Origin of the sequence: Aurantiacibacter atlanticus (assembly GCF_001077815.2) — a bacterium.
Lineage (GTDB): Bacteria > Pseudomonadota > Alphaproteobacteria > Sphingomonadales > Sphingomonadaceae > Alteraurantiacibacter > Alteraurantiacibacter atlanticus.
Window position 1 is genome coordinate 1644727 of sequence record NZ_CP011310.1, and the last position, 21527, is coordinate 1666253.

The following is a 21527-nucleotide window of genomic DNA, read 5'->3' on the forward strand; positions in this document are numbered from 1 at the left end:
AGGCTATTCCTCGTCAGCCCGCCGGGCTTCCACGATCACAACGGGCGCAGCAAGCATTTGTCCGCGCATCCAGCCTTCACCCTTTTCGGGATCGACCGGTGCTGCATGGATCGCCTCGACCACGTCCATGCCCTGTATGACATAGCCAAAAACGGCATAGCCGCTTTGCCACACCGGATTGTCCGATGCGGGATTGGCATCAAGGCCGGTCTGGTCGCCGAGCATGATTGAAAAATCGCCATTCGCGGTTCCCGGCTCTTCCATGGCCATCGATATTGCGCCGCGCGTGTGGCTGATGCCAGTCAGGTTTGTGGGTTCATGCGCGATACCGGGTAGCACCAGCTCTGGGTCCCACTGGGTGCCACCCTGTATCAATCCATTGGGCTGATCGCCCCATTCAAGCGGCATGGCGCGGTAGAAAACTGTTCCGTCAAAGCGCCCTTCCTCGACATAGCGCAGGAAATTGGCTGAGGTGATCGGCGCTCGCTGCGTTTCCAGCGCGATCACAATTTCACCCATAGTCGTTTCCAGAATGACATCGGTGGTGGCGAAGTGTTCCTCCACTGCGAGCTCATCAAGAGCTTCCGGAGCAGCATCCTCCGCGACCAGCGGGGAGGCGAGACATAATGCGGCGAATGTGAATCGTTTTAGCATGGCTGCGTTTGTGAGGGTATTCTGCATCGGGGCCAAGCCCGAATGGCCGCATTCACCAATAATTCAGCCTGTCGCATACTATACACGGTTCATCGCAGAAGCAGAAGGAGTGTGCGATGTCTCGTGAACGAAGTCCCGGAATGAAGCTCTTGCTGGCTGGGCTTGTCGCTGTCGTACTGATCGTCCCCTTGGCATGGTCTATGCGCTGGTTTACGATCGCGAAAACCAATCTGACCTCGCGCAGGCCCAGATTGCTGTGGGATGGGGCGGTGTGCAGGTGGTTGCCGGACCGTTGCTCGTCATTCCCTATCGCGAGACAATTGTCGAAACAGAGACGGTCAACGGACAGCAGCGCGAGATCCGGCGTGAAGTAAAACGGGAATTATTCGTCGCTCCTGCCAGCCAACAGGTTGAAACCGCTATCGATCCAGATCGCAAGGCCTATGCTATTTACGAAAGCGTGGTTTATCACGCTGATATGGCAGGCAGCGCCAATTTTACGCTGGCGGAAGAATTGGAACGGTTGGGTCTAGCCCGCGAAGACCTGCTGCTTGGCAAAGCGGAATTGCGTTTCGGTATTTCTGATCCACGCGGCCTGACCGATGGTGCCCGCGTTACCGTGAATGGGGCGGCGGCGCAGCTTGTCCCCGGCAATGGTCCCAATGCCACCGGCAGCGCGGGATTTTCCGCGGCGATCGAGTGGGATGGTAAGAGGCCTCTGCAGATTGGCTGGGAATATGGGCTGCGCGGCTCCCGCTCGCTGGCAATGGTACCCAGTGGCGGAGATACCGCTTGGCAGGTTACATCACCTTGGCCCCACCCCAGCTTTGCTGGCACTCTTCCGGACGAGCGCGAGGTGACAAGCGATGGATTCACGGCAATTTATTCCCGTATCACCAATCTGGCGCTCGGCCAGCAATTGGTATCGCTGTCCGATCCGGGCGCAAATTATGGATCAGATAGCGCAACCCACGAAGCTGCAATGGTGGAACGTCATGTCGCCAACAGCAATTCTACGGCAAGTCCGGTAAGCATCGGTCTTGTCGATCCGGTCGATCTTTACAGCCAGGTTGATCGCGCTGTGAAATACGGATTTCTCTTCATCGGCTTCACCTTTGGCACTTTCCTGATGTTTGATGTGGTTGGCGGGGCGAGAGTGGCCAGCGCGGAATATCTGCTCACCGGGGCGGGGTTGATCCTGTTCTTCGTCATGCTTCTCGCCTTCGCCGAGATTATCGGATTTGCTGCGGCTTATGTGGTGGCGGCTGCTGCGATTATTGGTCTGCTCACCGCCTATAGCGCGGCAGTGCTGGGCACATGGCGGCGGGCAGGCCTAATCGCGGCGATGCTGGCGGCGCTTTATGCATTGCTGTTCGTGCTTCTCAATATGGAGACATATGCGCTGGTCATCGGCTCGCTGCTGCTTTTCGCCGGATTGGCGGGGATCATGTATGCAACGCGTAATGTGGATTGGTCTGCCGTGCGCAAGGAGACAGCTACGAGCGAAGTAGCCTAGGCAATTGATGAAAGATGGGCTGGGTCAGATCACTTCGGCGATCAGGCCCAGCTCCTTTGCCTTTTCGCACGGGAGATACCAATTATCGGGTGCGCGTTTCTGCACGTCCTCGACGCTTACCTTGCTGCTTTCTACCATTTGGCGAAAGCCTTCATCCTCGATCTTGATTGAATGCTCGATTTCGTTGAGAGCGGCCTTGAGCTGCGCGGTGCAGCTTTTAAGTGGTCCGCTGAGATTGATGGTTTTGGTGATCTGCCGTTCATGGATCAGCAGGCTGGTGTTTTCGGTCATGAAGCGGTGTGCGACGGGAAAGCCAGCCATGAAGGTGGCCCCGGCTGAATACACCACTGCCTTGCCGAGAAAGGCGATGGTGCGGCCTGCATCGCGCATCAGCCGGATATCATCTGCCATGGCGCGGGCGACCTCTGGGTTCCCGCCAAGGGTCGTGATCGCAACCACCAGCATGCCATCCTTGGGTGCGGCGTGAAGCTGATTGCGAAATTCTGCATACATTGCTTCATCGACGCTACCCATGAGGCGCAATTGCGGGGCGGCGAGGATCTGGTCGGTAGAAATCTGTTCGGTCATGCACGACCAATGAGCTTGCCCAAGAAAGGGTCCTGCAGTCCGCTATAATCAGCGCCGACGCAGCCTGTCGGGGGTCAGTTGGTCTATCCGGTTTACTCCCATCAACTGCATGCCGCGGCGAATTTCGTCTTGCATCAGGCCGATGGCGCGATCCATTCCCGGCTCGCCCGCCGCTGCCAGCGCATAGAGATACATGCGTCCGCCACTGACCGCTTTTGCGCCGGTCGCCAGCGCCTTGAGAACATGGGTGCCACGCCGGACCCCACCATCGAGGATCACCTCTACCCGGTCGCCCACGGCCTGCACGATCTCGTCAAGCTGATCGAACGGGGTGCGGCTACCGTCAAGCTGTCTGCCCCCGTGATTTGACACCATGATGGCATCCACGCCGATGTCGGCAGCGCGGCGCGCATCGCCAACGGACATGATACCTTTGAGGCAGAAGGTGCCACCCCACTCGTCACGCAGATTTTCCGCCGCCTGCCAGTTGAGCGAGGGATCAAGCATGGTGTCGAAATAGTCTTGTATCGACAGCTTGGTATCAGTGCCGGTTGGAAGGTGCGGTTCAATATTGGGGAGGGCGAATTTCTCCCGGAACAGGAAATTGAGCGTCCATGGTGGATGTGCGGCGTAAGACAGCAGGTTCGATGCATTGATGCGGGGAGGGGAGCCAAAGCCGGTACGCTTGCACCGTTCCCGATTGCCTGAAACAATTGTATCCACCGTCAGCGCGATGGCATCAAACCTGGCGGCCTTCGCCTGCTCCACCAGTGCTGCGTTCAAACCTGCATCGAGATGATAATAATATTGCAGCAATTTCGGCCCGGAATAATTCGCGCCGATCTCTGCAAGGCTGACGGTGGACAGGCTGGAGATGCCGCACCACAACCCGTATTTTTCGGCCACTGCCGCGGTCGCACGTTCACCGTGCCAATGAAAAATGCGTTGCAGCGCTGTTGGGCTCAACATCAGCGGCAGCGCGCTTTTACGGCCCATAATGTTAATCGAAGTATCAAGATGCTGCCCACCGGCCAGCACATCGGGCACAAGATCAACTTCGTCAAAGGCGGCAGTATTGCGCGCCAGCGTCACTTCGTCATCTGCAGCGCCATCAATGTAGTGGAACACGGGATAGGGGAGCCGCCGCCGCGCCAAAGTGCGAAAATCGGCAACATTGTGACAGTCGGACAATTTGCGAATGTGACCAATACTCATATTCAGCAGGCCTAACCTGCCCGGCGCCGCTTCACCAGCGCAACAATTTGGGACCCATCAGCCAGCCGATGCCTGCCATAGCAAGAATTGGCAGGCAGTAGAACACAGCGAGATACAGCATCCCGCGTTCAGGACAGAAAGGGGCATAAGCGGTCATAGCCACCGCGCCGCCGAAAAGGCCCGCGACAAGGCCCGCACGCCGCAGTTTGACAGGGGCAAGCACGCGCATTGCAAAAGTGGCTCCGGCAAAGGCAAGCGGGCTAAGAATGGTCATCGCAGCTAGGCAGCGCGGCCATGTTTCGCCCGGAAAAGGCCAGGCATTGATTGATAGATCCAGCACCAGATCCCCGAAGATCAGTGCAAAGGGCAGGGTTAGAGCAGGCAGGATCCAGCCGCTTTTGCGCCCGGGCCGGCCCAGCGTCCACAAGGCAACTGGGGCAAGCAACACCAGCGTCAACGAAAAACCCCATTTGACCAGGATCGGGCCCAATCCGGCAATGGCCACGCCGGCAAAGGCACCGTCGATGATTAGCGCCACTGCCGCACAGGCCGCCGCCAGCACGATAACCAGCGGCAAGGCAAAGCGCCACGCATAGCCTGTATCGCGCGTCCCGCCTTCGCTGGCGAGCTGGTCCAATATCTTTTCGGTCCTGCTCATCTTTCCTGCTCTTGCACTATTTCCTTCAGGCGCAGCATCCCGCGATGCACCCGCAATTTCGTCGCGGATATACCAATTCCGATCCGCTGGCCCGCCTCGCGGCTGGTTAGCCCTTCGATATGTGTCAGACGTATCGCTTCCGCTTGTGTATCGGGCAATTCGCCAAGCAATGCGGCAATATCCATGCCTGCAAAACTGTCTGCCGCAACATCCATATCCACATCGTCATCGAACACCAGCCTGCTCCGGCCGCGCTTGCGAAACTGGTCTATCAGCTTATAATTTGCGATCGCATACATCCACGGTGTGACAGGACGTCCGGGGTCAAGCGTGTGGCGCTTTTCGTGCAAGGCGATCAGGCATTCCTGCAACACATCCTCCAATTCGTTATCGGCCCCGATCTTGCGCGCCAGCATTCGGCGAATGCGGCCCGATGCCTCGGTCAGAAACTGCCGATATGCACCGCGATCCCCCTCGCGCGCTGCCGCCATCAGGCGATCGAGGGTATCTGCGCCAAGCATATTCTGATCTTCTTTTCGTTTCATCTGGCTGCAAGGTTACACGGAGTTTCCGCATATATCATCCAGTTCCCCGCCAAGCGTGGCAGGCGGGAGACATCACGTCATCTTGCATTCACCGGCAATTCAGATTACAAATGTAATCGCAAGCACATGAGGCGTAGTCTGTCACGGAGGACATGATGACTGCGAAGGCGAGAAATTTCAGAAGTGACGATGGCATTTCCGGGGCTGAGCGTATCAGCGATGCCGAACATGCCGTGATGGAGGCATTGTGGCGCAAGAGCCCGCAATCCGCCGCCGATGTCTGCGATGCAGTATGCGCCGATCGCGGCTGGTCCATCCCTACCGTCAAGACATTGCTCTCGCGCCTTGTTGCCAAGGGCGCATTGGCGACCCATCCGGATGGCCGCCGCTTTCTCTATACTCCCCTGATCGAGCGGTCTGCCTATGTCGGCACCGAATCCAGGCGGCTGGTTGAACGGCTGTTCGGCGGCCGTGCTGCACCGCTTTTTGCGCATCTCGCCGAGAATGAGGCGCTGACACAGGATGACATTGCCGAGATTGAACGTCTGCTGCAGGAGATGAAGAAATGACCGGGTGGGACATGTCTTTTCTGAGCGACTGGATGATAGACACCTTTGTCTACACCGGTTTGCTGATCGCACTGGTGCTGGTGTTGCGCCGCCCTGTAGCCCGACATTTCGGCCCGCAGATAGCCTATGCGCTATGGGCGCTGCCGCTGCTGCGTCTAGTAATGCCTCCAATCACTCTGCCGGCATGGATGAAGCCCGATGAGGCGCCGATAGCAGGCGCAGTGGGTGATCCCGCTGCGCAATCCACACTTACCATCTTTGCTGATGTGCAGGTGTTGGTGAGTGACAGCGCCGGTGTAGCTGCACCAGTGGCGCTTGCAGCAGAGCCCGCGATATCACTAGGCGCGGTACTGTTGCCTATGTGGCTGGCAGGCGCGGCCATCTTCGTTGTATGGCGCATCCGCGATTATATCCGCATGCGCCGCGATTTGCTGGCTGATGTGCGTCCGGTGGGCGAAGCGGGGGGCGTGCGATTGGTGGAAACCAGCGTTGTCAGCGCACCGGTTGCCTTTGGCGTGTTTGACAAGGTCGTGGCCTTGCCACCCGGTTTCATGGCGCTGATAGATGTGGATGCGCGCGATATGGCAATCGCGCATGAGCTGACCCATCATACCGGAAATGATCTTCTCGCCAATATTGCAGCCCAGCCATTATTGGCTTTGCACTGGTTCAATCCTCTCGCTTGGTGGGGCTGGCGAGCGATGCGCAGGGATCAGGAGGCGGCGTGTGATGCGCGTGTCGTGGCCGGTTGTGCGCGGTCGGAAAGGGCTGCTTATGCGCGGGTGATTGTGGGCTTTGCTGCCGGTGAACATCTCGCGCTGGCCGCTCCGATGGCCTGTCCGGTGCTGGGCGAGAAGTCCATCATTCACAGGTTGAGGAGCCTCACAATGAGAGATATTTCCACCCGCCGCCGCCGCATTGGCATCGCGGCGATCACCACCACTGCGCTGGCTTTGCCGCTGACCGCTTCGATCAGCTACGCTCAGCCAGGACAGGATGCCGATGCGTCCGGTATTGAAACCGTCGATCCCGATGAAGATCAGCGAGAAATGCGGATAGAGCGCCATATTGTGCGTGATGGCGATAGCGATGAGAATATCGAATACGAAATTGAACGCATTGGCGATGGTGAACACAATGCCGCAGTGCATGTCCTGCACGAAGTTGAAGACGGTGCCGATGGCGAACGTCGCATTATCAGCCGCATCACTCGCAATGGCAAGCATGAGGGACTCACCGAAGAAGAGACTGAGCGGATGATGGTCGAAGTCGAAAGGCAACTCGCCAAAGCCGATGCCGATGTCAAAAGGGAGCTTGCCGATGTTGAGAGGCAGCTTGCCCAAGTTGGTCATGAGATGGAGCAGAGTATCCAGCTGGCGATGGAGCACAGGACACAAGCGGGACATCACGATGGCCTGGTCGTGGTAGAAGAAGGGCGGGAAGGCAGCCACATTATTGATGTGCGTTGCGATGGAGAAAATGCGACAGCGCAGCAGGATTTGAGCGATGGCCGCAGGGCAATGGTGATCTGCAACACTGCAATTCAGGCCAATGCTGCCCACGGCCTGCAAGCTGCAATGGGGGCCATATCCGGCAATAGCGCAATACCGCAGGATATTCGCGAGGACATCATTGAAGAGCTGGCGCGCGCGATCCAGGAGATTGAAAGCGCGCGGTCCGCCTTGCGCAGCCTATCTTTCCTCATGCCGTCCGAACCGCCTCCGCCCGCCCGCGCCGGCGCAACCAAGTCACGCCGCGCACCACCTGTTCCGCCTACGCCGCCCGCTTCAATTGCGCTGCGCTGGTCGGGGCGCTCGGTCCCTGCCTTGCGGGTAGAGTCCGCTCCTCCATTCGATCCGGCGGCAGATCCATTGGCTGTTCCTCACGCAGGTGAGGACCAATGCAGCGAAGCAAGCGCAATCGCTGCCGCGCGCATCCATGCTTAGTCGCAGCTTGGTGCGCAGCTAGCCTGCTTGCAGGATTTCTGCATCGCAGCGATCATCGTCAGCCGTTTCGACGCCCAGCCGCAGTGCTGCCATGCGTTGTTGGCTGGTGCCATGGGTAAAGTTCTCGCTGCTAACCCGTCCGCCGGTTAGCGTGTCATCGCCGATAGCGGCAGCGGCATTCATGCCTTCCTCGAAATCTCCGGGCTCGATGAGGTTGCGGTTCTTGCCTGCCCAAACGCCTGCATAACAATCCGCGTGCAGTTCCATCATCACTTGCAAGCGGTTACGCGCGCCCGAATTTTGTGATTGCGCGCTGCGGATCTGATCGGAAATGCCGGTGACGGTCTGGATGTGGTGGGCATATTCATGCGCCATTACATAATACCGCGCAAAATCGCCGCCCGCGCCAAGCTGGCGCTGCATGGTGTCGTAAAAGCTGGTGTCGATATAAATACCCTCGTCAGCCGGGCAGTAAAACGGTCCTGCCGCGCTGGTCGCGCTGCCGCAACCCGATCGCACGCTGTCCGAATAGAACCACAGCTTGGGCTGGCGGAATGCGTCGCCCGCGCCTGCCTCCTGAAAACGCTGCGCCCATGTCTGGTCGAGGTTTGAAAGCGCGTTGCAGGCTTCCATCGCATATTGATTATCGTCGCAGATTTCGGCTGCGCTTTCACCCGCGCCGCCTTGCTGCTGCTGCGGAATGCCGCCCTGTGTACCTTCCATCGTGCCCAGCATCTGGGCGGGGTCCACGCCGAAAATCAGCGCGCCGATCAGCACGACCACGATACCGCCGCAGCCCAGCTTGCCCCCGGGCATGCCCCCGCCGCCGCCCGATCCGCGACCGACCCTGATATTATTGGCATTGAACGGTTTGAGCCTCATCGAAATCCTCCGGGCACATGGCCTTGATCTGGTTTTTTGTTGGACCCTTCAGGCAAGGCCATTAGGACAATGGTGAATCCAACACCTATGGAGAAGCAAATGTTCCTCGAAGGCAAGCGCGCACTTGTAACCGGCTCCACCTCGGGCATTGGCCTCGCTATCGCCCGCGCTCTGCATGCAGAGGGGGCCGATGTCATTTTGAATGGCTTTGGCGATGCGGAAGAGATCGCGCAACTTTGTGAGGAGATGGGTGCCACGCATTCGGGCGCGGACCTCACCGATGTGTCTGCCATAGAAGGTATGATGAAGGATGCGGGCGGGGTGGATATCCTCGTCAACAACGCCGGGATGCAGCATGTTGCCCCCATCGATGAATTTCCCGTGGCCAAATGGGACGGGATCATTTCGCTCAACCTGTCCGCCGTGTTTCACACCGCGCGCCTTGCCGTGCCGCATATGAAAAGCGCCGGCTGGGGCCGTATCATCAACACCGCCAGCGCGCATTCGACCACCGCCAGCCCGTTCAAGGCCGCTTACGTTGCCGCAAAGCACGGCATTGCCGGGCTGACAAAGACGCTGGCGCTGGAGCTGGCAGAACAGAACATCACTGCCAATTGCATCAGCCCAGGTTATGTCTGGACGTCTCTGGTCGAAGGCCAGATCCCTGACACGATGAAGAGCCGTGGATTGACCCGTGAAGAGGTCATCAATGACGTGCTGCTTGAACGCCAGCCGACCAAGAAATTCGTCCAGCCATCGGATGTGGCAGCGATGGCCGTATTCCTGTGCGGTGATGCGGCGCACAACATAACCGGCGCAAATTACGAAATCGATGGCGGCTGGACAGCCCAATAGGTCGAATATCACTGCCGCCCCCCTAGCGATTGCCACACAGTGCGGTTACATGGGCCGCCACGAATCATCCGACACAAGAAGTGGCAACCCCAATGCAAATCGTAACCGGCCTAACTTTCGATGACGTCCTGCTGAAGCCGGCCGAAAGTGATATCGTGCCCAGCCAGGCAAGCACGAAAACGCAGCTGACACGCGACATCGCACTCAACATTCCCGTGCTGTCGGCAGCGATGGACACGGTGACTGAAAGCGAAATGGCAATCGTCATGGCGCAAATGGGCGGCATCGGCGTGCTGCACCGCAATCTGACCATAGAAGAGCAATGCGCGGCGGTGCGCCGGGTCAAGCGTTTTGAAAGCGGCATGGTGGTCAACCCCATCACGATCACGCCCGATGCGACCTTGGGCGATGCGCAGACATTGATGGAGCAGCACAATATCAGCGGCATTCCCGTCACTGCGCCAGACGGCACGCTGGTAGGCATTCTCACCAATCGCGATGTGCGCTTTGCCGATAACCTTGCCCAGCCGGTGAAGGAGCTGATGACTAGCGAAAACCTCGCCACCGTAAGCGAAGGTGTGACGCAGACCGAGGCGCGCAAGATCCTGCACCAGCGCAGAATTGAAAAACTGCTGGTGGTGGACAAGGCCAATCGCTGTGTCGGCCTCATTACGGTCAAGGATATCGAAAAGGCGGTGCTCAACCCCGATGCGACCAAAGATATTGGCGGACGCCTGCGCGTGGCTGCGGCAACCACGGTCGGCGACAAGGGTTTCGAGAGGACAGAAGCGCTGGTCGATGCCGAGTGTGATGTTGTCATCATCGATACAGCACATGGCCATAACCACGCCGTTGCCGAGGCTGTGGCCCGCGTGAAGAAGCTTTCGAACAGCGTGCAGGTGGTGGCCGGCAACGTTGCGACGGCAGAAGCGACCAAGGCGCTTGTCGATGCAGGTGCGGACGCGGTGAAGGTTGGCATCGGGCCCGGCAGTATTTGCACGACCCGTATCGTCGCCGGGGTCGGCGTGCCGCAGCTTACCGCGATTATGGATGCCGCAAGCGCATCCGGCGATGTGCCGATCATCGCTGATGGCGGTCTTCGCACAAGCGGCGATGCGGCCAAGGCGCTGGCGGCAGGCGCATCGACCGTGATGGTAGGCAGTCTGCTGGCAGGAACCGAAGAAGCACCCGGAGAAACGTTCCTCTATCAAGGCCGCTCTTACAAATCCTATCGCGGCATGGGCAGTGTCGGCGCGATGGCGCGCGGTAGTGCGGATCGCTATTTCCAGCAGGATATCAAGGATCAGATGAAGCTGGTGCCCGAAGGGATTGAAGGGCAGGTGCCTTACAAGGGGCCTGCGCGCGATATTGTTCACCAGCTGGTGGGCGGCGTGAAGGCGGCGATGGGCTATACGGGCAGCGCAACGATTGCCGAGCTTCAGTCACGCGCGCAATTCATCCAGATTACCAATGCAGGCCTCTCGGAAAGCCACGTCCATGATGTGAGCATTACGCGCGAAGCCCCGAATTACCCGACTCGCTAGGGTTTATGGAAATTTTCATCCCCTTCATGTTGTTTTTCCTCGACTGGAAAGATGGCGCACCAGAATTGACCCGTCACCCCGCTGTCTATCAGGATGAGCAGGCTTGCCGTGCCGCTGGCTCTACGATCTTGCCTGATCGCGGCGAAGATGCAGGAGATGCCCGTTTCTTTTGCATCGCCATGCCTGACAGGGAAGAATTTGCGCGTCTGATGCAGGACATCGAAACGCAACACGTCGCCCGGCGCGACATGCGGGATGCCGAAGGCAGCCCTACCGAACTGCGCCCGACGCCATGACCCCTTCTGCCCGGGTTCAGGCCGCCATTGAAATCCTTGACGGAATCATCACAGCAGCGCGCGGGCAGGGACCGCCTGCAGACCGATTGATTGCGCAATGGTTCAAGGATCACCGCTTCGCGGGATCAAAGGATAAACGCGCCATTCGTGAGCTGGTCTATGATGCAATTCGCGCCTGTGGGCCTGTCCCTTCCAGTGGCCGCGCAGCCATGCTGGGGCTGGCCGAGGAACAGGCAGATTTACGCGATCGGTTCGACGGGTCGAACTATGGCCCTGCTGCCATCGAAGAAGATGAATCGGTTGCGGCGGGCGGTATTGCGCCCGAATGGCTGGAAAACCTGCTGATTGCATCAACTGTCGGCGAAGATGAAGCAAAAGGCCTGCTTGCCCGCGCGCCGCTCGATACACGTATCAATCGCGTCAAATTGCCTGCCGGGTCAGATGGCATCCCTGAAGGCGGAGAAGCCTTGCCACTTCCCGATGCACTGCGGTTTCCTGCGGGCACGCAGGTCATGACATGGGAGGCGTGGAGCGCGGGCCTGATCGAGGTGCAGGATCTCGGCAGTCAGCTTGCTTGCGCTGCTGTAGGCGCGGCTCCGGGCGACAGCGTGATAGATCTGTGCGCAGGGGCGGGCGGCAAGACGCTGGCACTTGCTGCCGCGATGGCGAATGACGGCACGCTGGTGGCCGCCGACACCGATCGGCGCCGTCTGTCGCAGCTTCCTCCCCGTGCCGAACGCGCTGGCGCACGGATAGCCGAGACATTGCTTCTTGACCCGGGGCAAGAAGCACAGGCGCTTGAAAGCTGGCAGGGCAGGGCGGATCATGTGCTGGTTGACGCGCCGTGTTCGGGTACGGGCACATGGCGGCGCAATCCTGAAGCGCGCTGGCGGATCACGCCAAAGGAATTGGAAAAGCTTGTGCAGGTGCAGGCGCGGCTGTTGCGGCTGGCGGCAACGCTGGTGAAGTCCGGTGGCCACGTCACCTATGTCACCTGCTCATTGCTAGATGACGAAGGCAAGAACCAGATCGACGCTTTTCTGGCCGAAAACCCCGATTGGCGGGCGGATATGGCTGAATTGCCGCTTGGCACGCCACATGGTGCTGGAGTGCGGCTGTTCCCCTCCACGCATGGAACGGACGGGTTTTTCATCGCACGTATAGGAAGGCCGTGATACGAAGGAGATAGATGGACGCACTTACCGCCTCTACCCCGTCCACGCTCAAGGAGTTTCTCATGCGTTTCGGACCCGCCGCCGCCGCCCTTTCGCTTTTTGTCGCCGTCAGTTCGAGTGTTGGCAATGCGAGCGATTATGCGCCGGATCCTCGGGCAGAGACGCTGGTGGCCGATGGGCAGGCGCAATTGGCAATGGGTGATACACAGGGCGCGATTGACGCGTATGAAGCCGCGCTGGCAATCGATCCAGGCTTCACCGATGTCTATCTTGAACTGGCAGAGGCCGCGCGCGCAGACGGTCTGCAGGGCAAGGCGATCCGTTATTACCGCGAGGCGCGTGAACGCGATCCGGAAAATCTCGCCGCAATTACGGGCGAGGGTGAGGCGCTGGTCGAGAAGGGAGCCATCAGCGCGGCGCGCGAAAACCTCTCCATTCTGCAAAGCATGTGCGGCGATGGCTGCGTCGAGGCATTGGAACTCTCCGCTGCGATTGATCGCGGGCCCGCTCTGGTGACGGCAGAGGTCGTGTCACCCGATGAGGACGTGACGCAGAACTAGGCCAGTCGGCCTTCAAACGCTGCAAGCACTGCTTCATAGACCGGCTTTTTGAACGGCACGATCAGTTCGGGAAGCAGTTCGGGCGCGACCCATTTCCATTCGCAGAATTCAGGATGCTTATGCGCCTCGAGATCAATGTCCGTATCCACTCCTGTAAAGCGGACGAGATACCAATTCTGCCGCTGGCCCTTATATTTACCGCCCCACAGCTTTCCGCGCAGTTCGGGCGGTAGATCGTAATAGAGTTCGTCTTCCATGCGGTGCACGATTTCCAGATGGCGCGGTTGCAGACCGGTTTCCTCACCCAGTTCGCGCAACATCGCCGTGTCGAGATCTTCACCATCGTCCACGCCGCCCTGCGGCATCTGCCACCAGTCGCCTTCCTTATTGTCGATACGCTTGCCGACGAAAACATCGCCATCCGTATTGAAAAGCATGGTGCCCACACAGGGGCGATATTGCAAGTGATCGGTCTGTGTCATGCCGGACGATGTAGCCGGTGCGGTGGGCGGGTGAAAGCCACCTATTGCGGGACGGACAGAAAAACTTGATTGTCTGTGGCGTTTTACGCCCTTAGGTGGCACGTCCTTAACAACGCCGAACAGCGCCGCAATTCATGGCGCGGCAGGATGTAGAATGATGGCAACTCAGACGGTCCCAGAACGACCCGATCTTTCAGGACAGGACGCGATCACTGTTCGTTTCGCTGGCGACAGCGGCGATGGAATGCAATTGACCGGCGGGCAATTTACCCTGTCCACCGCGCTGGCGGGCAATGATCTTGCGACCTTCCCCGATTTTCCCGCAGAAATCCGCGCCCCGCAGGGCACGCTGTTTGGCGTTTCAGCTTTCCAGATCAACTTTGGCAGCCGTGAAATCGATACTGCAGGTGATGCGCCTGATGTGCTGGTGGCGATGAACCCGGCAGCGCTAAAGGTGAATTTGGCCGCACTCAAGACAGGTGGCCTGGTGATTATCGACACGGGCGAATTCACCAAGCGCAATCTCGAAAAGGCCAAATATGACAGCAATCCGCTGGAAGATGGCAGCCTTGCCAAATGGGACGTGCTGGCCTTCGATATTTCCGCTCTCACAATTGAGGCGGTAAAGGAATTCGGGCTGGGCAATAAGGATGCGCTGCGGTCCAAGAACATGTGGACGCTTGGTCTGGCATTGTGGATGTTCGACCGCGATCGGCAGCCGTTAATTGACTGGCTTAATGCCAAATTCGCCAAGAAACCGGACATCGCTGCAGCCAATATTGCGGCGCTCAACGCGGGCCATGCCTATGGCGAAACGGCAGAGCTTTCCGGCCCGCTCAAGCAGGTCAGCATGCCGCCTGTTGAAAGCGCGCCCGGGCTGTATCGCACGATCACCGGGGCAGAGGCGGTCTCGCTCGGCCTTGTTGCCGGCGCACAGTTGGCCGAACTGAAAGTGTTCTTTGGCGGCTATCCGATTACGCCCGCCAGCGCGATCCTGCATCATCTGGCGCGGCTGAAAGAATTTGGTGTCATCACCTTCCAGGCGGAAGACGAGATTGCCGCAATTTGCGCTGCCATCGGCGCATCCTATGCCGGCCAGCTCGGCATTACGTCGTCATCAGGTCCCGGCATCGCTCTCAAGGGAGAGGCGATGGGTCTGGCGATCATGGTGGAATTGCCGCTTGTGATCGTCAATTCCCAGCGCGGCGGCCCATCCACCGGCCTTCCGACCAAGACCGAGCAGAGCGATCTCTACCAAGCAGTCTATGGCCGCAATGGCGATGCGCCGATGCCGGTGATTGCTGCATGCAGCCCTGGCGATGCGTTTGAAGTTGCCATTGAGGCGTGCCGCATGGCTACCCAGTATATGACTCCGGTCATGCTGCTGACGGATGGCTATATCGCCAATGCGGCAGAGCCGTGGATGGTGCCCGATCCGGAAAGCTTCACTCCGTTTCCCGCAAAATTCATGGACAGTCTGCCCGATGGCGAGACGTTCCTGCCTTACGAGCGCGACGCGAAGGGTGCGCGCCCGTGGGTCAAGCCTGGCACGCCTGGCCTGACACACCGCGTCGGCGGCATCGAAAAGCACGAGTTGACCGGCAATATCGATTATTCGCCCGACAATCATCAGGCGATGACCGAAGCGCGCATGAACAAGGTGCACGGCATGATGGTGCCTGATCAGGGTGTCGCGCTGGGCGAGGCCACTGGCGATCTGGCGGTCGTTGGCTGGGGCAGCACCTTTGGTCCGATCCATCAGGCAGTGCGCCGGGCGATCAGGGATGGTCGCAAGGTCAGCCATATCCATGTGCGCCATATCTGCCCGCTGCCCGCCAATCTGGGCGAGCTTCTGGCAGGGTTCGATCATGTGCTGGTGCCCGAAATGAACACCGGACAATTCAAGACTGTGCTGCGCGACCAATTGCTGATTGATTGTGAAAGCCTGACCAAGACCAGCGGCCAACCCTTTGCCATCAGCGAGCTTGAAGATGCTATCGGCGTTTATTTCGACGGCATTTCGGGTAATGAAGGCGGGCAGGTTGATGTGAATGACGAGCAATTGCCCAGCCCCGAAGGAGGCGAAGAATGAACGCTCCTGTAAAGATTGAAACCACGCTGAAGGATTGGGAATCCGATCAGGAAGTACGCTGGTGCCCCGGCTGCGGTGATTATGCGATATTAAAGGCCGTGCAGCGCACCTTGCCGCAACTTGGCTGTGATCCGGCAAACACCGTATTTGTCAGCGGGATCGGCTGCTCCAGCCGCTTCCCCTATTACATCGAAAGCTACGGCTTCCACACGATTCATGGCCGCGCGCCCGCCTTTGCCACCGGCATCAAGCTGGCCAATCCCGATCTGGATGTGTGGCTGGTGACGGGCGATGGTGATGGCCTGTCCATCGGCGGCAACCACATGATGCATGTGCTGCGGCGCAATGTGAACATGCAGATCATGCTGTTCAACAACGAGATTTACGGCCTCACCAAGGGGCAGGCATCACCTACCAGCCGGATCGGCACGCCCAGTCCTTCAACACCGGGCGGTTCTATCGACCGGCCGGCCCAACCATGTGCATTTGCATTGGGATCGGGTGCCCGTTTCGTGGCGCGCGGGTTTGATGTGTCGAAAAAGCTTCCCGAAGTGTTGAGCGCCGCCCATGCGCATAAGGGCGCTGCCTTCATCGAGATTTTCCAGAACTGCATCGTCTACAATAAGGACGTATTCCATGATTTCGCGGCGCCCAAGGGTGCTGAAGACAATCAGCTGTGGCTGGAAAACGGCCAGCCGATGTTGTTTGCCAAGGGCGAGAAGGGCATCACGCTTGATCGTGACCTGCTTGAACTCAGGGTCGTCGACGTGGTCGATGGCGATTGGGAGGCAGCCGGGGTGATCGTGCACAATGTCACCAACCGATCCATCGCCCACATGCTGGTGGAATTGCCTTTTGGCGAATATCCGATGGCACTGGGCGTCCTGTATGATGATCCTCGTCCTTCGTTCGAGGAAACTACGGTGGCGGAGAATGAACGTTTGAGCCAAGGGAAGAAACCCGATTTGGGCGCATTGCTGGCCAAGGGGCAGACATGGACAGTGGACGGAACCGCGCAGGACCCTGTCTGATCGCAGCCTGACAGGTGGATAATCTTACCCACTCACTCGTCGGCGCGTTGATCGGGCAGGCGGGGCTGAAGAAAAAGACCGGCCTCGCAATGCCCGCGCTGATTATCGGTGCAAACCTGCCCGATGTGGATGCTGCGTGTTTCTTCTGGCTGGAAGGGACGGAACATCTCGCCTTCAGGCGCGGCATAACGCATGGGCCGATCGCGCTCTTACTGCTCCCATTGGTGCTGACCAGCCTCCTTTGGGGGTGGGACCGATGGCAAACCAGTCGCGGCAAACGCCCCGCAGCGCGGCTGCCCGTGCATTTTGGCTGGCTTTACGCACTTGGCCTTATCGCGGCTTTGACGCATCCCGCGCTCGATTGGCTGAATGTCTATGGCATCCGCCTGCTGGAGCCATTTTCGAGCCGTTGGTATTATGGCGATGTGCTGTTCATTATTGATGTGTGGCTATGGCTCTTGATGGGGGCGGGGCTGTGGCTGTCATTGCGGCGCGAAAAGCGCGGGGGTGACTGGCAGCGGCTGGCGCGCAATGTGCTGGGACTGGCTGCTCTTTATATCGTGGCGAACTTCGGAATTTCGCAGGTGGACAGGATGCAAAACACATCCTTTGTGGAGACGATAAGTTCCCCGCCGCCGCTGGCTTTCTGGCAGCGTGAGAGCATTGGCGTTGGCGGTTCCGGCAGCTTTTTCAGAGATGGGGAAAGGGTGGGCAATGCCCCGATTTCGTCCTGCGATCTTGCGGCAGCTCGCGCGCAAAGCAGCCAGGTCGATGCCTTCTTGTTCTGGAGCCGTGCGCCGGTGCTGGATCGACTGGACGATGGAAGATGGCGACTATCCGATGCGCGCTATTATCCGATGCAGCAGGGTAATTTCAAAGTAATCCTGCCCGAAGGTCTGTGTTCGGAACATCCCGCACGCTGATAAGGTTATTCTCCTGAGCAAAGGGGAAGCTATTGACCGATCCGCAAATTGTCTGGCTGAGGCGCGACCTGCGCCTGAGAGATCATGCCGCTTTCACCGCTGCCGCGCAGGCGGGGCCAGTCATCCCTGTTTATGTTCTCGATGATGAGACGCCTGCGGACGGGCGTTATGACCGCCGGATGGGCGGGGCCACCCGCTGGAGGCTGCATCATGCGCTCGGACGACTTTCGGATGACCTTGGCCGGCACCGTTCCAAACTGATCCTGCGACGCGGCAGGGCTGCGGAGGAAATATGCAGCCTGGCCAGCGAAACCGGCGCGAAAACTGTTCACGTCCTGCATCATTACGAACCGTGGTGGGTCAAGGCGCAGGATGAATTGGGCGCGGCGCTGGACCTGCAATTGCACGATGGCAATTACCTGCTGCCACCCGGCACGGTGACGACGGGATCGGGCACTCCGTACAAAATTTATACTCCGTTCAAAAACGCGATGTTCAAGATCATCGACGGTTTCGACATCTTGCCTGAGCCGGAAATCAGCTCTCCTGAAAGCTGGCCCGAGAGCGATGACCTTGCGCATTGGGACTTGCTGCCAAGCAAGCCGGATTGGGCTGGGGGCATGCGAGAATTCTGGGGTGATCAGCACGGCACACGCGCCGCGATGGAGCGGTTTGACACCTTCCTCAATGTCGTTTTCGAATATGACGATGATCGCAATTTGCCTGCCGATGATGCGACCAGTCGCATGTCGCCGCACCTGCATCACGGCGAAGTCTCCCCACGCATGTTGTGGGAGACGATGAACCGGCTCCGCAGTGACGGCGCAACCACTTTTCGGGAAGAATTGGTATGGCGCGACTTTGCACAGAATATCATCTGCCAGTTCCCATGCTATACCGAGGAATCCTATCGGGATGGCTATGACGATGCCATCTGGCGCAATCCCAATCGCGGCCATCTGATTGCCGAGGAACTGGAGGCATGGAAGCGCGGGCGCACGGGTTATCCCATCGTCGATGCCGGAATGCGCGAATTGTGGGGCGCAGGCTGGATGCACAATCGCGTCCGCATGATTACCGCCAGCTTTCTCATCAAACATTTGCTGATCGATTGGCGGCACGGCGAGCGATGGTTCTGGGATACGCTGGTTGATGCCGATTACGGGTCCAATGGGACGAACTGGCAATGGGTTAGCGGAACCGGCGTCGATTCCAGCATGTTCGTCCGCATCATGGCCCCGCTCAGCCAGAGCGAGAAATTCAACGCGGGCGATTATATCCGTAAATGGGTGCCCGAACTCGCTGATCTGGACGACAAGGCGATCCATGATCCCGAGGCGCATGGCTGCAGGCCGGATGATTATCCCGCCAAATTGATCGGTCACGGGGAGGCACGCGAGCGAGCATTGGCGGCTTATCGGAAAAACAAGAGCTAGGCAGCCTTGCTGCTTCATCGACCCTTGGCCATATAGGCGAGCATGGACGCTGGTCAGGCAAGAGGTGGTCAGCTGCTCGAAAGCGGGCAGCGATACGGATCGGAACCAGGCCTGCTGGCGCGCATCTTTGCCCCGGCAGCAGCACGTCTGCTTGATCGAATGGATGCGGGGCTGGCGCGCGGCACGCTGTGTGCGATACTTCCCGATGGCGCCAGCCGCAAACTGGGTGGGCGCGCAGCAGGTTTTGAATGCGAAGTAACCCTGCACGATTGGCGCGGCTTGCTGCGCGTTGCGACCAATGGTTCGGTCGGTCTTTACCAGGCGTGGGACGCGGGCGAATGGTCCAGCCCCGATCCTGTCAGCATGTTTGCGCTGTTTGTCGATAATGCCGATGTGTTGGGTGATATGGCGAGGGCCAAGGGGCCGTGGCGCTGGGCGGCCAAGGCGCTGCACGCGCTAAACCGCAATACAAAGCAGCAGGCCGAGCGCAACATCCACGCGCATTACGATCTGGGCAATGATTTCTACGCCGCATGGCTTGATAGGACAATGAGCTATTCCAGCGCCTATCGCGTGATGGACGATGATCTGGAGGCTGCACAGAAGGGCAAGTGGGACCGGCTTGCACAGCGCATAGGCACGCCTGAAACCCTGCTGGAAATCGGCTGCGGCTGGGGCGCGCTTTCGGGTTATTTCGCCGAACAGGGCAGCAGCGTCGATGCCATCAGCCTGTCTGAAGCGCAATTGGCATGGGCCCGCCAGCAATATCCCGATGTACAGTTTATCAAGCAGGACTACCGCGATACAACCGGGATGTTCGATGCCATTGTCAGCGTGGAAATGGTGGAGGCTCTGGGCCGCGAATATTGGCCGACCTTCATGGATTGCATAGCGCGCAACCTCAAGCCCGGCGGACGGGCCGCGATCCAGTTCATCGCGCTAAGGGACGATCTGTTCGATGCTTACGCCAAGAGCGCGGATTTCATCCAGGCTTATGTCTTTCCCGGCGGTATGCTGATCCGCACAAGCGAATTTCGCCGTTTGGCAGAGGAGCGCGGCTTGGCATGGCAGGACCAGGAGGATTTTGACCTCGACTATGCCGAAACGCTCAGATTATGGCGCGAACGGTTTGACAATGCCGTCGAAACCGATGCCTTGCCAGCTGGATTTGATCGCCGCTTCTGTGATCTCTGGCGCTTTTACCTGATGTATTGCGAAGGCGGATTTCGCGGGGGAAGCATCACCGTCAGCCAGGTAACGTTAGTCAAAGGGCGGAAGCAGGGCGCATGAAGAAATGGGTGGTCGGCAAGCTTATGCTGTTGTTGGCGGTGGGCGGCATCAGCTTTGCCATGCTGGATGATGATCAGCGCGCACTCATCGCCAATATGCCGACAGACCGCGATGTGCTGTTCTGGCCTGAAGAGACGCGCAATGCCGCATTCCGTGCGCTCGACGCGTTCCCCGCGCTGGCTGATGCGCGGGTGATCGAAGCGGGCGAGGCAACCTATCCATTGCCCGATGGCGCACCGCTGGAGCTGGGCGAGTTTGATCTCGATGCCTTCATGACCTCGCAAAACAGTGCCGCCATCGTGGTTGTGCATGATGGCAAGGTCGTGCTGGAACGATACGGACTGGATTTCAGCGCCGAAGGCAAATGGACCAGCTTTTCTGTGGCTAAGAGCCTGACCTCTACCCTCGTCGGCGCAGCTATTGCCGATGGCTATATCGACAGCCTTGACGATCCGGTGAGCAAATATCTGCCCGACATGCGCGGTTCTGCTTATGACGCGGTAACAATCCGCCAACTTCTCACCATGAGTTCGGGTGTACGCTGGAGTGAGGATTATTCCGATCCCCAAAGCGATGTCGCACGTTTCCCCGAACATGTGCCCGAAGATGACGGCGTCGATGCGCTGATCGATTACATGCGCCAATTGCCACGCGAAGTGGAGCCGGGGACGCGCTGGCTGTATAACACCGGCGAAACCAACCTCATCGGCGTTCTGGTTCGCGAAGCGACGGGCAAGAACCTTGCTGATTATCTTTCCGAAAAGGTCTGGGCACCTTTTGGAATGGAGCAGGATGCGACGTGGCTGTTAAGTAGTTCCGGCAGCGAGATCTCCGGTTGCTGCATTCAGGCGGCCACGCGCGATATGGCGCGTTTTGGCCTGTTTGCGATGGGCGGGGGCATGGCTGGCGGAAAGCGCGTCGTGCCTGAAGGATGGTTTGACGAAGCAACACGGCCCGCCTTCGAAACGGGCCGTTTCGATAGGGGTTACGCCTATCAATGGTGGACCTACCCCGGCGATGCCTATGCCGCTAGCGGATTGTTCGGACAGGGAATTTTTGTCGATCCACAGCGCAATCTCGTGATTGCCACCAATTCCAACTGGCGCCAGTCCACGGGGAATGACGGGTCGGGCGCCGAGCGTAATCGCTTTTATGCGGCCGTTCAGGCCGCCATCGATGTACGCCGCGGCAAAGATGGCACACGTGTCGGTGCGCCGGCTGAACCCATGGTAAGGTGAATGTTCCGGTAGTAATATTTTTACGCTGGTCC

At 58.8% G+C, this 21527-nt stretch carries 21 protein-coding genes; 14 read left to right on the forward strand and 7 right to left on the reverse strand.

Features of this window, described 5'->3' with window-relative positions; all coding sequences use genetic code 11:
* Positions 1-3: 3 nt before the first annotated feature.
* On the reverse strand, positions 4-681 hold the full coding sequence (locus CP97_RS07985) for a peptidylprolyl isomerase (RefSeq protein ID WP_227819556.1): 678 nt from the start codon (positions 679-681) through the stop codon (positions 4-6).
* A gap of 166 nt (positions 682-847) precedes the next feature.
* Between CP97_RS07985 and creD the strand changes: the two genes are divergently transcribed.
* Positions 848-2170: a cell envelope integrity protein CreD gene (gene creD, locus CP97_RS07990; RefSeq protein ID WP_227819557.1), complete on the forward strand. Its 1323-nt coding sequence runs from the start codon at positions 848-850 to the stop codon at positions 2168-2170.
* 24 nt (positions 2171-2194) lie between these two features.
* On the opposite strand, the gene CP97_RS07995 is transcribed toward creD, so the two are convergent.
* Genes CP97_RS07995 through CP97_RS08010 form a run of 4 tightly spaced genes read right to left on the reverse strand, consistent with a single transcriptional unit; the run spans position 2195 to position 5176 of the window.
* Positions 2195-2758, reverse strand: coding sequence for an ATP-dependent Clp protease proteolytic subunit (locus CP97_RS07995; protein ID WP_048885503.1), 564 nt, complete (start codon positions 2756-2758; stop codon positions 2195-2197).
* Between the two features lie 48 nt (positions 2759-2806).
* On the reverse strand, positions 2807-3973 hold the full coding sequence (locus tag CP97_RS08000; protein ID WP_048885504.1) for an alpha-hydroxy acid oxidase: 1167 nt from the start codon (positions 3971-3973) through the stop codon (positions 2807-2809).
* 31 nt (positions 3974-4004) lie between these two features.
* A complete protein-coding gene (locus CP97_RS08005; protein ID WP_048885505.1) occupies positions 4005-4631 on the reverse strand; it encodes a DUF1109 domain-containing protein in 627 nt (208 codons plus the stop codon).
* On the reverse strand, positions 4628-5176 hold the full coding sequence (locus CP97_RS08010; RefSeq protein WP_048885506.1) for a sigma-70 family RNA polymerase sigma factor: 549 nt from the start codon (positions 5174-5176) through the stop codon (positions 4628-4630). Before CP97_RS08010 ends, CP97_RS08005 begins: the two co-directional genes overlap by 4 nt.
* Positions 5177-5328: 152 nt before the next feature.
* On the opposite strand from CP97_RS08010, the gene CP97_RS08015 reads away from it, so the two are divergent.
* Together CP97_RS08015 and CP97_RS08020 are read left to right on the forward strand one after the other, a co-directional pair.
* Entirely contained in the window at positions 5329-5745 is a 417-nt protein-coding gene (locus CP97_RS08015; RefSeq protein ID WP_227819558.1) for a BlaI/MecI/CopY family transcriptional regulator, read from the forward strand.
* Positions 5742-7691 (forward strand): M56 family metallopeptidase, encoded by a 1950-nt coding sequence (locus tag CP97_RS08020; protein WP_053106598.1) that lies wholly within the window; start codon positions 5742-5744, stop codon positions 7689-7691. Before CP97_RS08015 ends, CP97_RS08020 begins: the two co-directional genes overlap by 4 nt.
* Positions 7692-7709: 18 nt before the next feature.
* Here the strand turns inward: CP97_RS08020 and ypfJ are convergent, their stop codons facing one another.
* Positions 7710-8573: a KPN_02809 family neutral zinc metallopeptidase gene (gene ypfJ / locus CP97_RS08025; RefSeq protein ID WP_048885507.1), complete on the reverse strand. Its 864-nt coding sequence runs from the start codon at positions 8571-8573 to the stop codon at positions 7710-7712.
* A gap of 99 nt (positions 8574-8672) precedes the next feature.
* On the opposite strand from ypfJ, the gene CP97_RS08030 reads away from it, so the two are divergent.
* From CP97_RS08030 to CP97_RS08050, 5 genes are all read left to right on the forward strand, one after another.
* Positions 8673-9428 carry a 3-hydroxybutyrate dehydrogenase gene (locus CP97_RS08030; RefSeq protein ID WP_193788152.1) on the forward strand — a complete coding sequence of 252 codons (756 nt, stop codon included), beginning with the start codon at positions 8673-8675 and terminating at the stop codon, positions 9426-9428.
* 92 nt (positions 9429-9520) lie between these two features.
* Entirely contained in the window at positions 9521-10972 is a 1452-nt protein-coding gene (guaB, locus tag CP97_RS08035; protein WP_048885508.1) for an IMP dehydrogenase, read from the forward strand.
* Positions 10973-10977: 5 nt separating this feature from the next.
* The gene (locus tag CP97_RS08040) at positions 10978-11268 is read left to right on the forward strand and encodes a hypothetical protein (RefSeq protein WP_048885509.1); all 291 of its coding nucleotides are present in this window, start codon (positions 10978-10980) and stop codon (positions 11266-11268) included.
* Positions 11265-12443 (forward strand): RsmB/NOP family class I SAM-dependent RNA methyltransferase, encoded by a 1179-nt coding sequence (locus CP97_RS08045; protein ID WP_048885510.1) that lies wholly within the window; start codon positions 11265-11267, stop codon positions 12441-12443. The genes CP97_RS08040 and CP97_RS08045 overlap by 4 nt, the downstream gene beginning before the upstream one ends.
* Positions 12444-12457: 14 nt before the next feature.
* Positions 12458-13003, forward strand: coding sequence for a tetratricopeptide repeat protein (locus CP97_RS08050; protein ID WP_048885511.1), 546 nt, complete (start codon positions 12458-12460; stop codon positions 13001-13003).
* Here CP97_RS08050 and CP97_RS08055 read toward each other — a convergent pair.
* A complete protein-coding gene (locus CP97_RS08055) occupies positions 13000-13485 on the reverse strand; it encodes an RNA pyrophosphohydrolase (protein WP_048885512.1) in 486 nt (161 codons plus the stop codon). The two genes, CP97_RS08050 and CP97_RS08055, sit on opposite strands and share 4 nt — an antisense overlap.
* A gap of 157 nt (positions 13486-13642) precedes the next feature.
* Between CP97_RS08055 and CP97_RS08060 the strand changes: the two genes are divergently transcribed.
* From CP97_RS08060 to CP97_RS08085, 6 genes are read left to right on the forward strand one after another with little or no spacing between them, the layout of a single operon-like run.
* Positions 13643-15577 carry a 2-oxoacid:acceptor oxidoreductase subunit alpha gene (locus CP97_RS08060; protein ID WP_048886851.1) on the forward strand — a complete coding sequence of 645 codons (1935 nt, stop codon included), beginning with the start codon at positions 13643-13645 and terminating at the stop codon, positions 15575-15577.
* Positions 15574-16608, forward strand: coding sequence for a 2-oxoacid:ferredoxin oxidoreductase subunit beta (locus CP97_RS08065; protein ID WP_048885513.1), 1035 nt, complete (start codon positions 15574-15576; stop codon positions 16606-16608). Before CP97_RS08060 ends, CP97_RS08065 begins: the two co-directional genes overlap by 4 nt.
* Positions 16609-16622: 14 nt before the next feature.
* The gene (locus CP97_RS08070) at positions 16623-17531 is read left to right on the forward strand and encodes a metal-dependent hydrolase (protein WP_048885514.1); all 909 of its coding nucleotides are present in this window, start codon (positions 16623-16625) and stop codon (positions 17529-17531) included.
* A gap of 32 nt (positions 17532-17563) precedes the next feature.
* Positions 17564-18967 (forward strand): cryptochrome/photolyase family protein, encoded by a 1404-nt coding sequence (locus tag CP97_RS08075; protein ID WP_048885515.1) that lies wholly within the window; start codon positions 17564-17566, stop codon positions 18965-18967.
* A 42-nt stretch (positions 18968-19009) separates the two neighbouring features.
* Positions 19010-20257 (forward strand): SAM-dependent methyltransferase, encoded by a 1248-nt coding sequence (locus CP97_RS08080; RefSeq protein ID WP_048885516.1) that lies wholly within the window; start codon positions 19010-19012, stop codon positions 20255-20257.
* The gene (locus tag CP97_RS08085) at positions 20254-21495 is read left to right on the forward strand and encodes a serine hydrolase domain-containing protein (protein WP_048885517.1); all 1242 of its coding nucleotides are present in this window, start codon (positions 20254-20256) and stop codon (positions 21493-21495) included. The genes CP97_RS08080 and CP97_RS08085 overlap by 4 nt, the downstream gene beginning before the upstream one ends.
* Positions 21496-21527 lie beyond the last annotated feature (32 nt).

Excerpts from the sequence above, each read along its gene's own strand:
- creD (WP_227819557.1), top strand. The coding sequence starts at position 848 with ATGGTCTATGCGCTGGTTTACGATCGCGAAAACCAATCTGACCTCGCG.
- CP97_RS08085 (WP_048885517.1), top strand. The coding sequence starts at position 20,254 with ATGAAGAAATGGGTGGTCGGCAAGCTTATGCTGTTGTTGGCGGTGGGC.
- guaB (WP_048885508.1), top strand. The coding sequence starts at position 9,521 with ATGCAAATCGTAACCGGCCTAACTTTCGATGACGTCCTGCTGAAGCCG.
- CP97_RS08010 (WP_048885506.1), bottom strand. The coding sequence starts at position 5,176 with ATGAAACGAAAAGAAGATCAGAATATGCTTGGCGCAGATACCCTCGAT.
- CP97_RS08000 (WP_048885504.1), bottom strand. The coding sequence starts at position 3,973 with ATGAGTATTGGTCACATTCGCAAATTGTCCGACTGTCACAATGTTGCC.
- CP97_RS07985 (WP_227819556.1), bottom strand. The coding sequence starts at position 681 with ATGCAGAATACCCTCACAAACGCAGCCATGCTAAAACGATTCACATTC.
- CP97_RS08080 (WP_048885516.1), top strand. The coding sequence starts at position 19,010 with ATGGACGCTGGTCAGGCAAGAGGTGGTCAGCTGCTCGAAAGCGGGCAG.
- CP97_RS08040 (WP_048885509.1), top strand. The coding sequence starts at position 10,978 with ATGGAAATTTTCATCCCCTTCATGTTGTTTTTCCTCGACTGGAAAGAT.
- CP97_RS07995 (WP_048885503.1), bottom strand. The coding sequence starts at position 2,758 with ATGACCGAACAGATTTCTACCGACCAGATCCTCGCCGCCCCGCAATTG.
- CP97_RS08045 (WP_048885510.1), top strand. The coding sequence starts at position 11,265 with ATGACCCCTTCTGCCCGGGTTCAGGCCGCCATTGAAATCCTTGACGGA.
- CP97_RS08050 (WP_048885511.1), top strand. The coding sequence starts at position 12,458 with ATGGACGCACTTACCGCCTCTACCCCGTCCACGCTCAAGGAGTTTCTC.
- CP97_RS08005 (WP_048885505.1), bottom strand. The coding sequence starts at position 4,631 with ATGAGCAGGACCGAAAAGATATTGGACCAGCTCGCCAGCGAAGGCGGG.
- CP97_RS08020 (WP_053106598.1), top strand. The coding sequence starts at position 5,742 with ATGACCGGGTGGGACATGTCTTTTCTGAGCGACTGGATGATAGACACC.
- CP97_RS08065 (WP_048885513.1), top strand. The coding sequence starts at position 15,574 with ATGAACGCTCCTGTAAAGATTGAAACCACGCTGAAGGATTGGGAATCC.
- ypfJ (WP_048885507.1), bottom strand. The coding sequence starts at position 8,573 with ATGAGGCTCAAACCGTTCAATGCCAATAATATCAGGGTCGGTCGCGGA.
- CP97_RS08055 (WP_048885512.1), bottom strand. The coding sequence starts at position 13,485 with ATGACACAGACCGATCACTTGCAATATCGCCCCTGTGTGGGCACCATG.
- CP97_RS08060 (WP_048886851.1), top strand. The coding sequence starts at position 13,643 with ATGGCAACTCAGACGGTCCCAGAACGACCCGATCTTTCAGGACAGGAC.
- CP97_RS08015 (WP_227819558.1), top strand. The coding sequence starts at position 5,329 with ATGATGACTGCGAAGGCGAGAAATTTCAGAAGTGACGATGGCATTTCC.
- CP97_RS08030 (WP_193788152.1), top strand. The coding sequence starts at position 8,673 with ATGTTCCTCGAAGGCAAGCGCGCACTTGTAACCGGCTCCACCTCGGGC.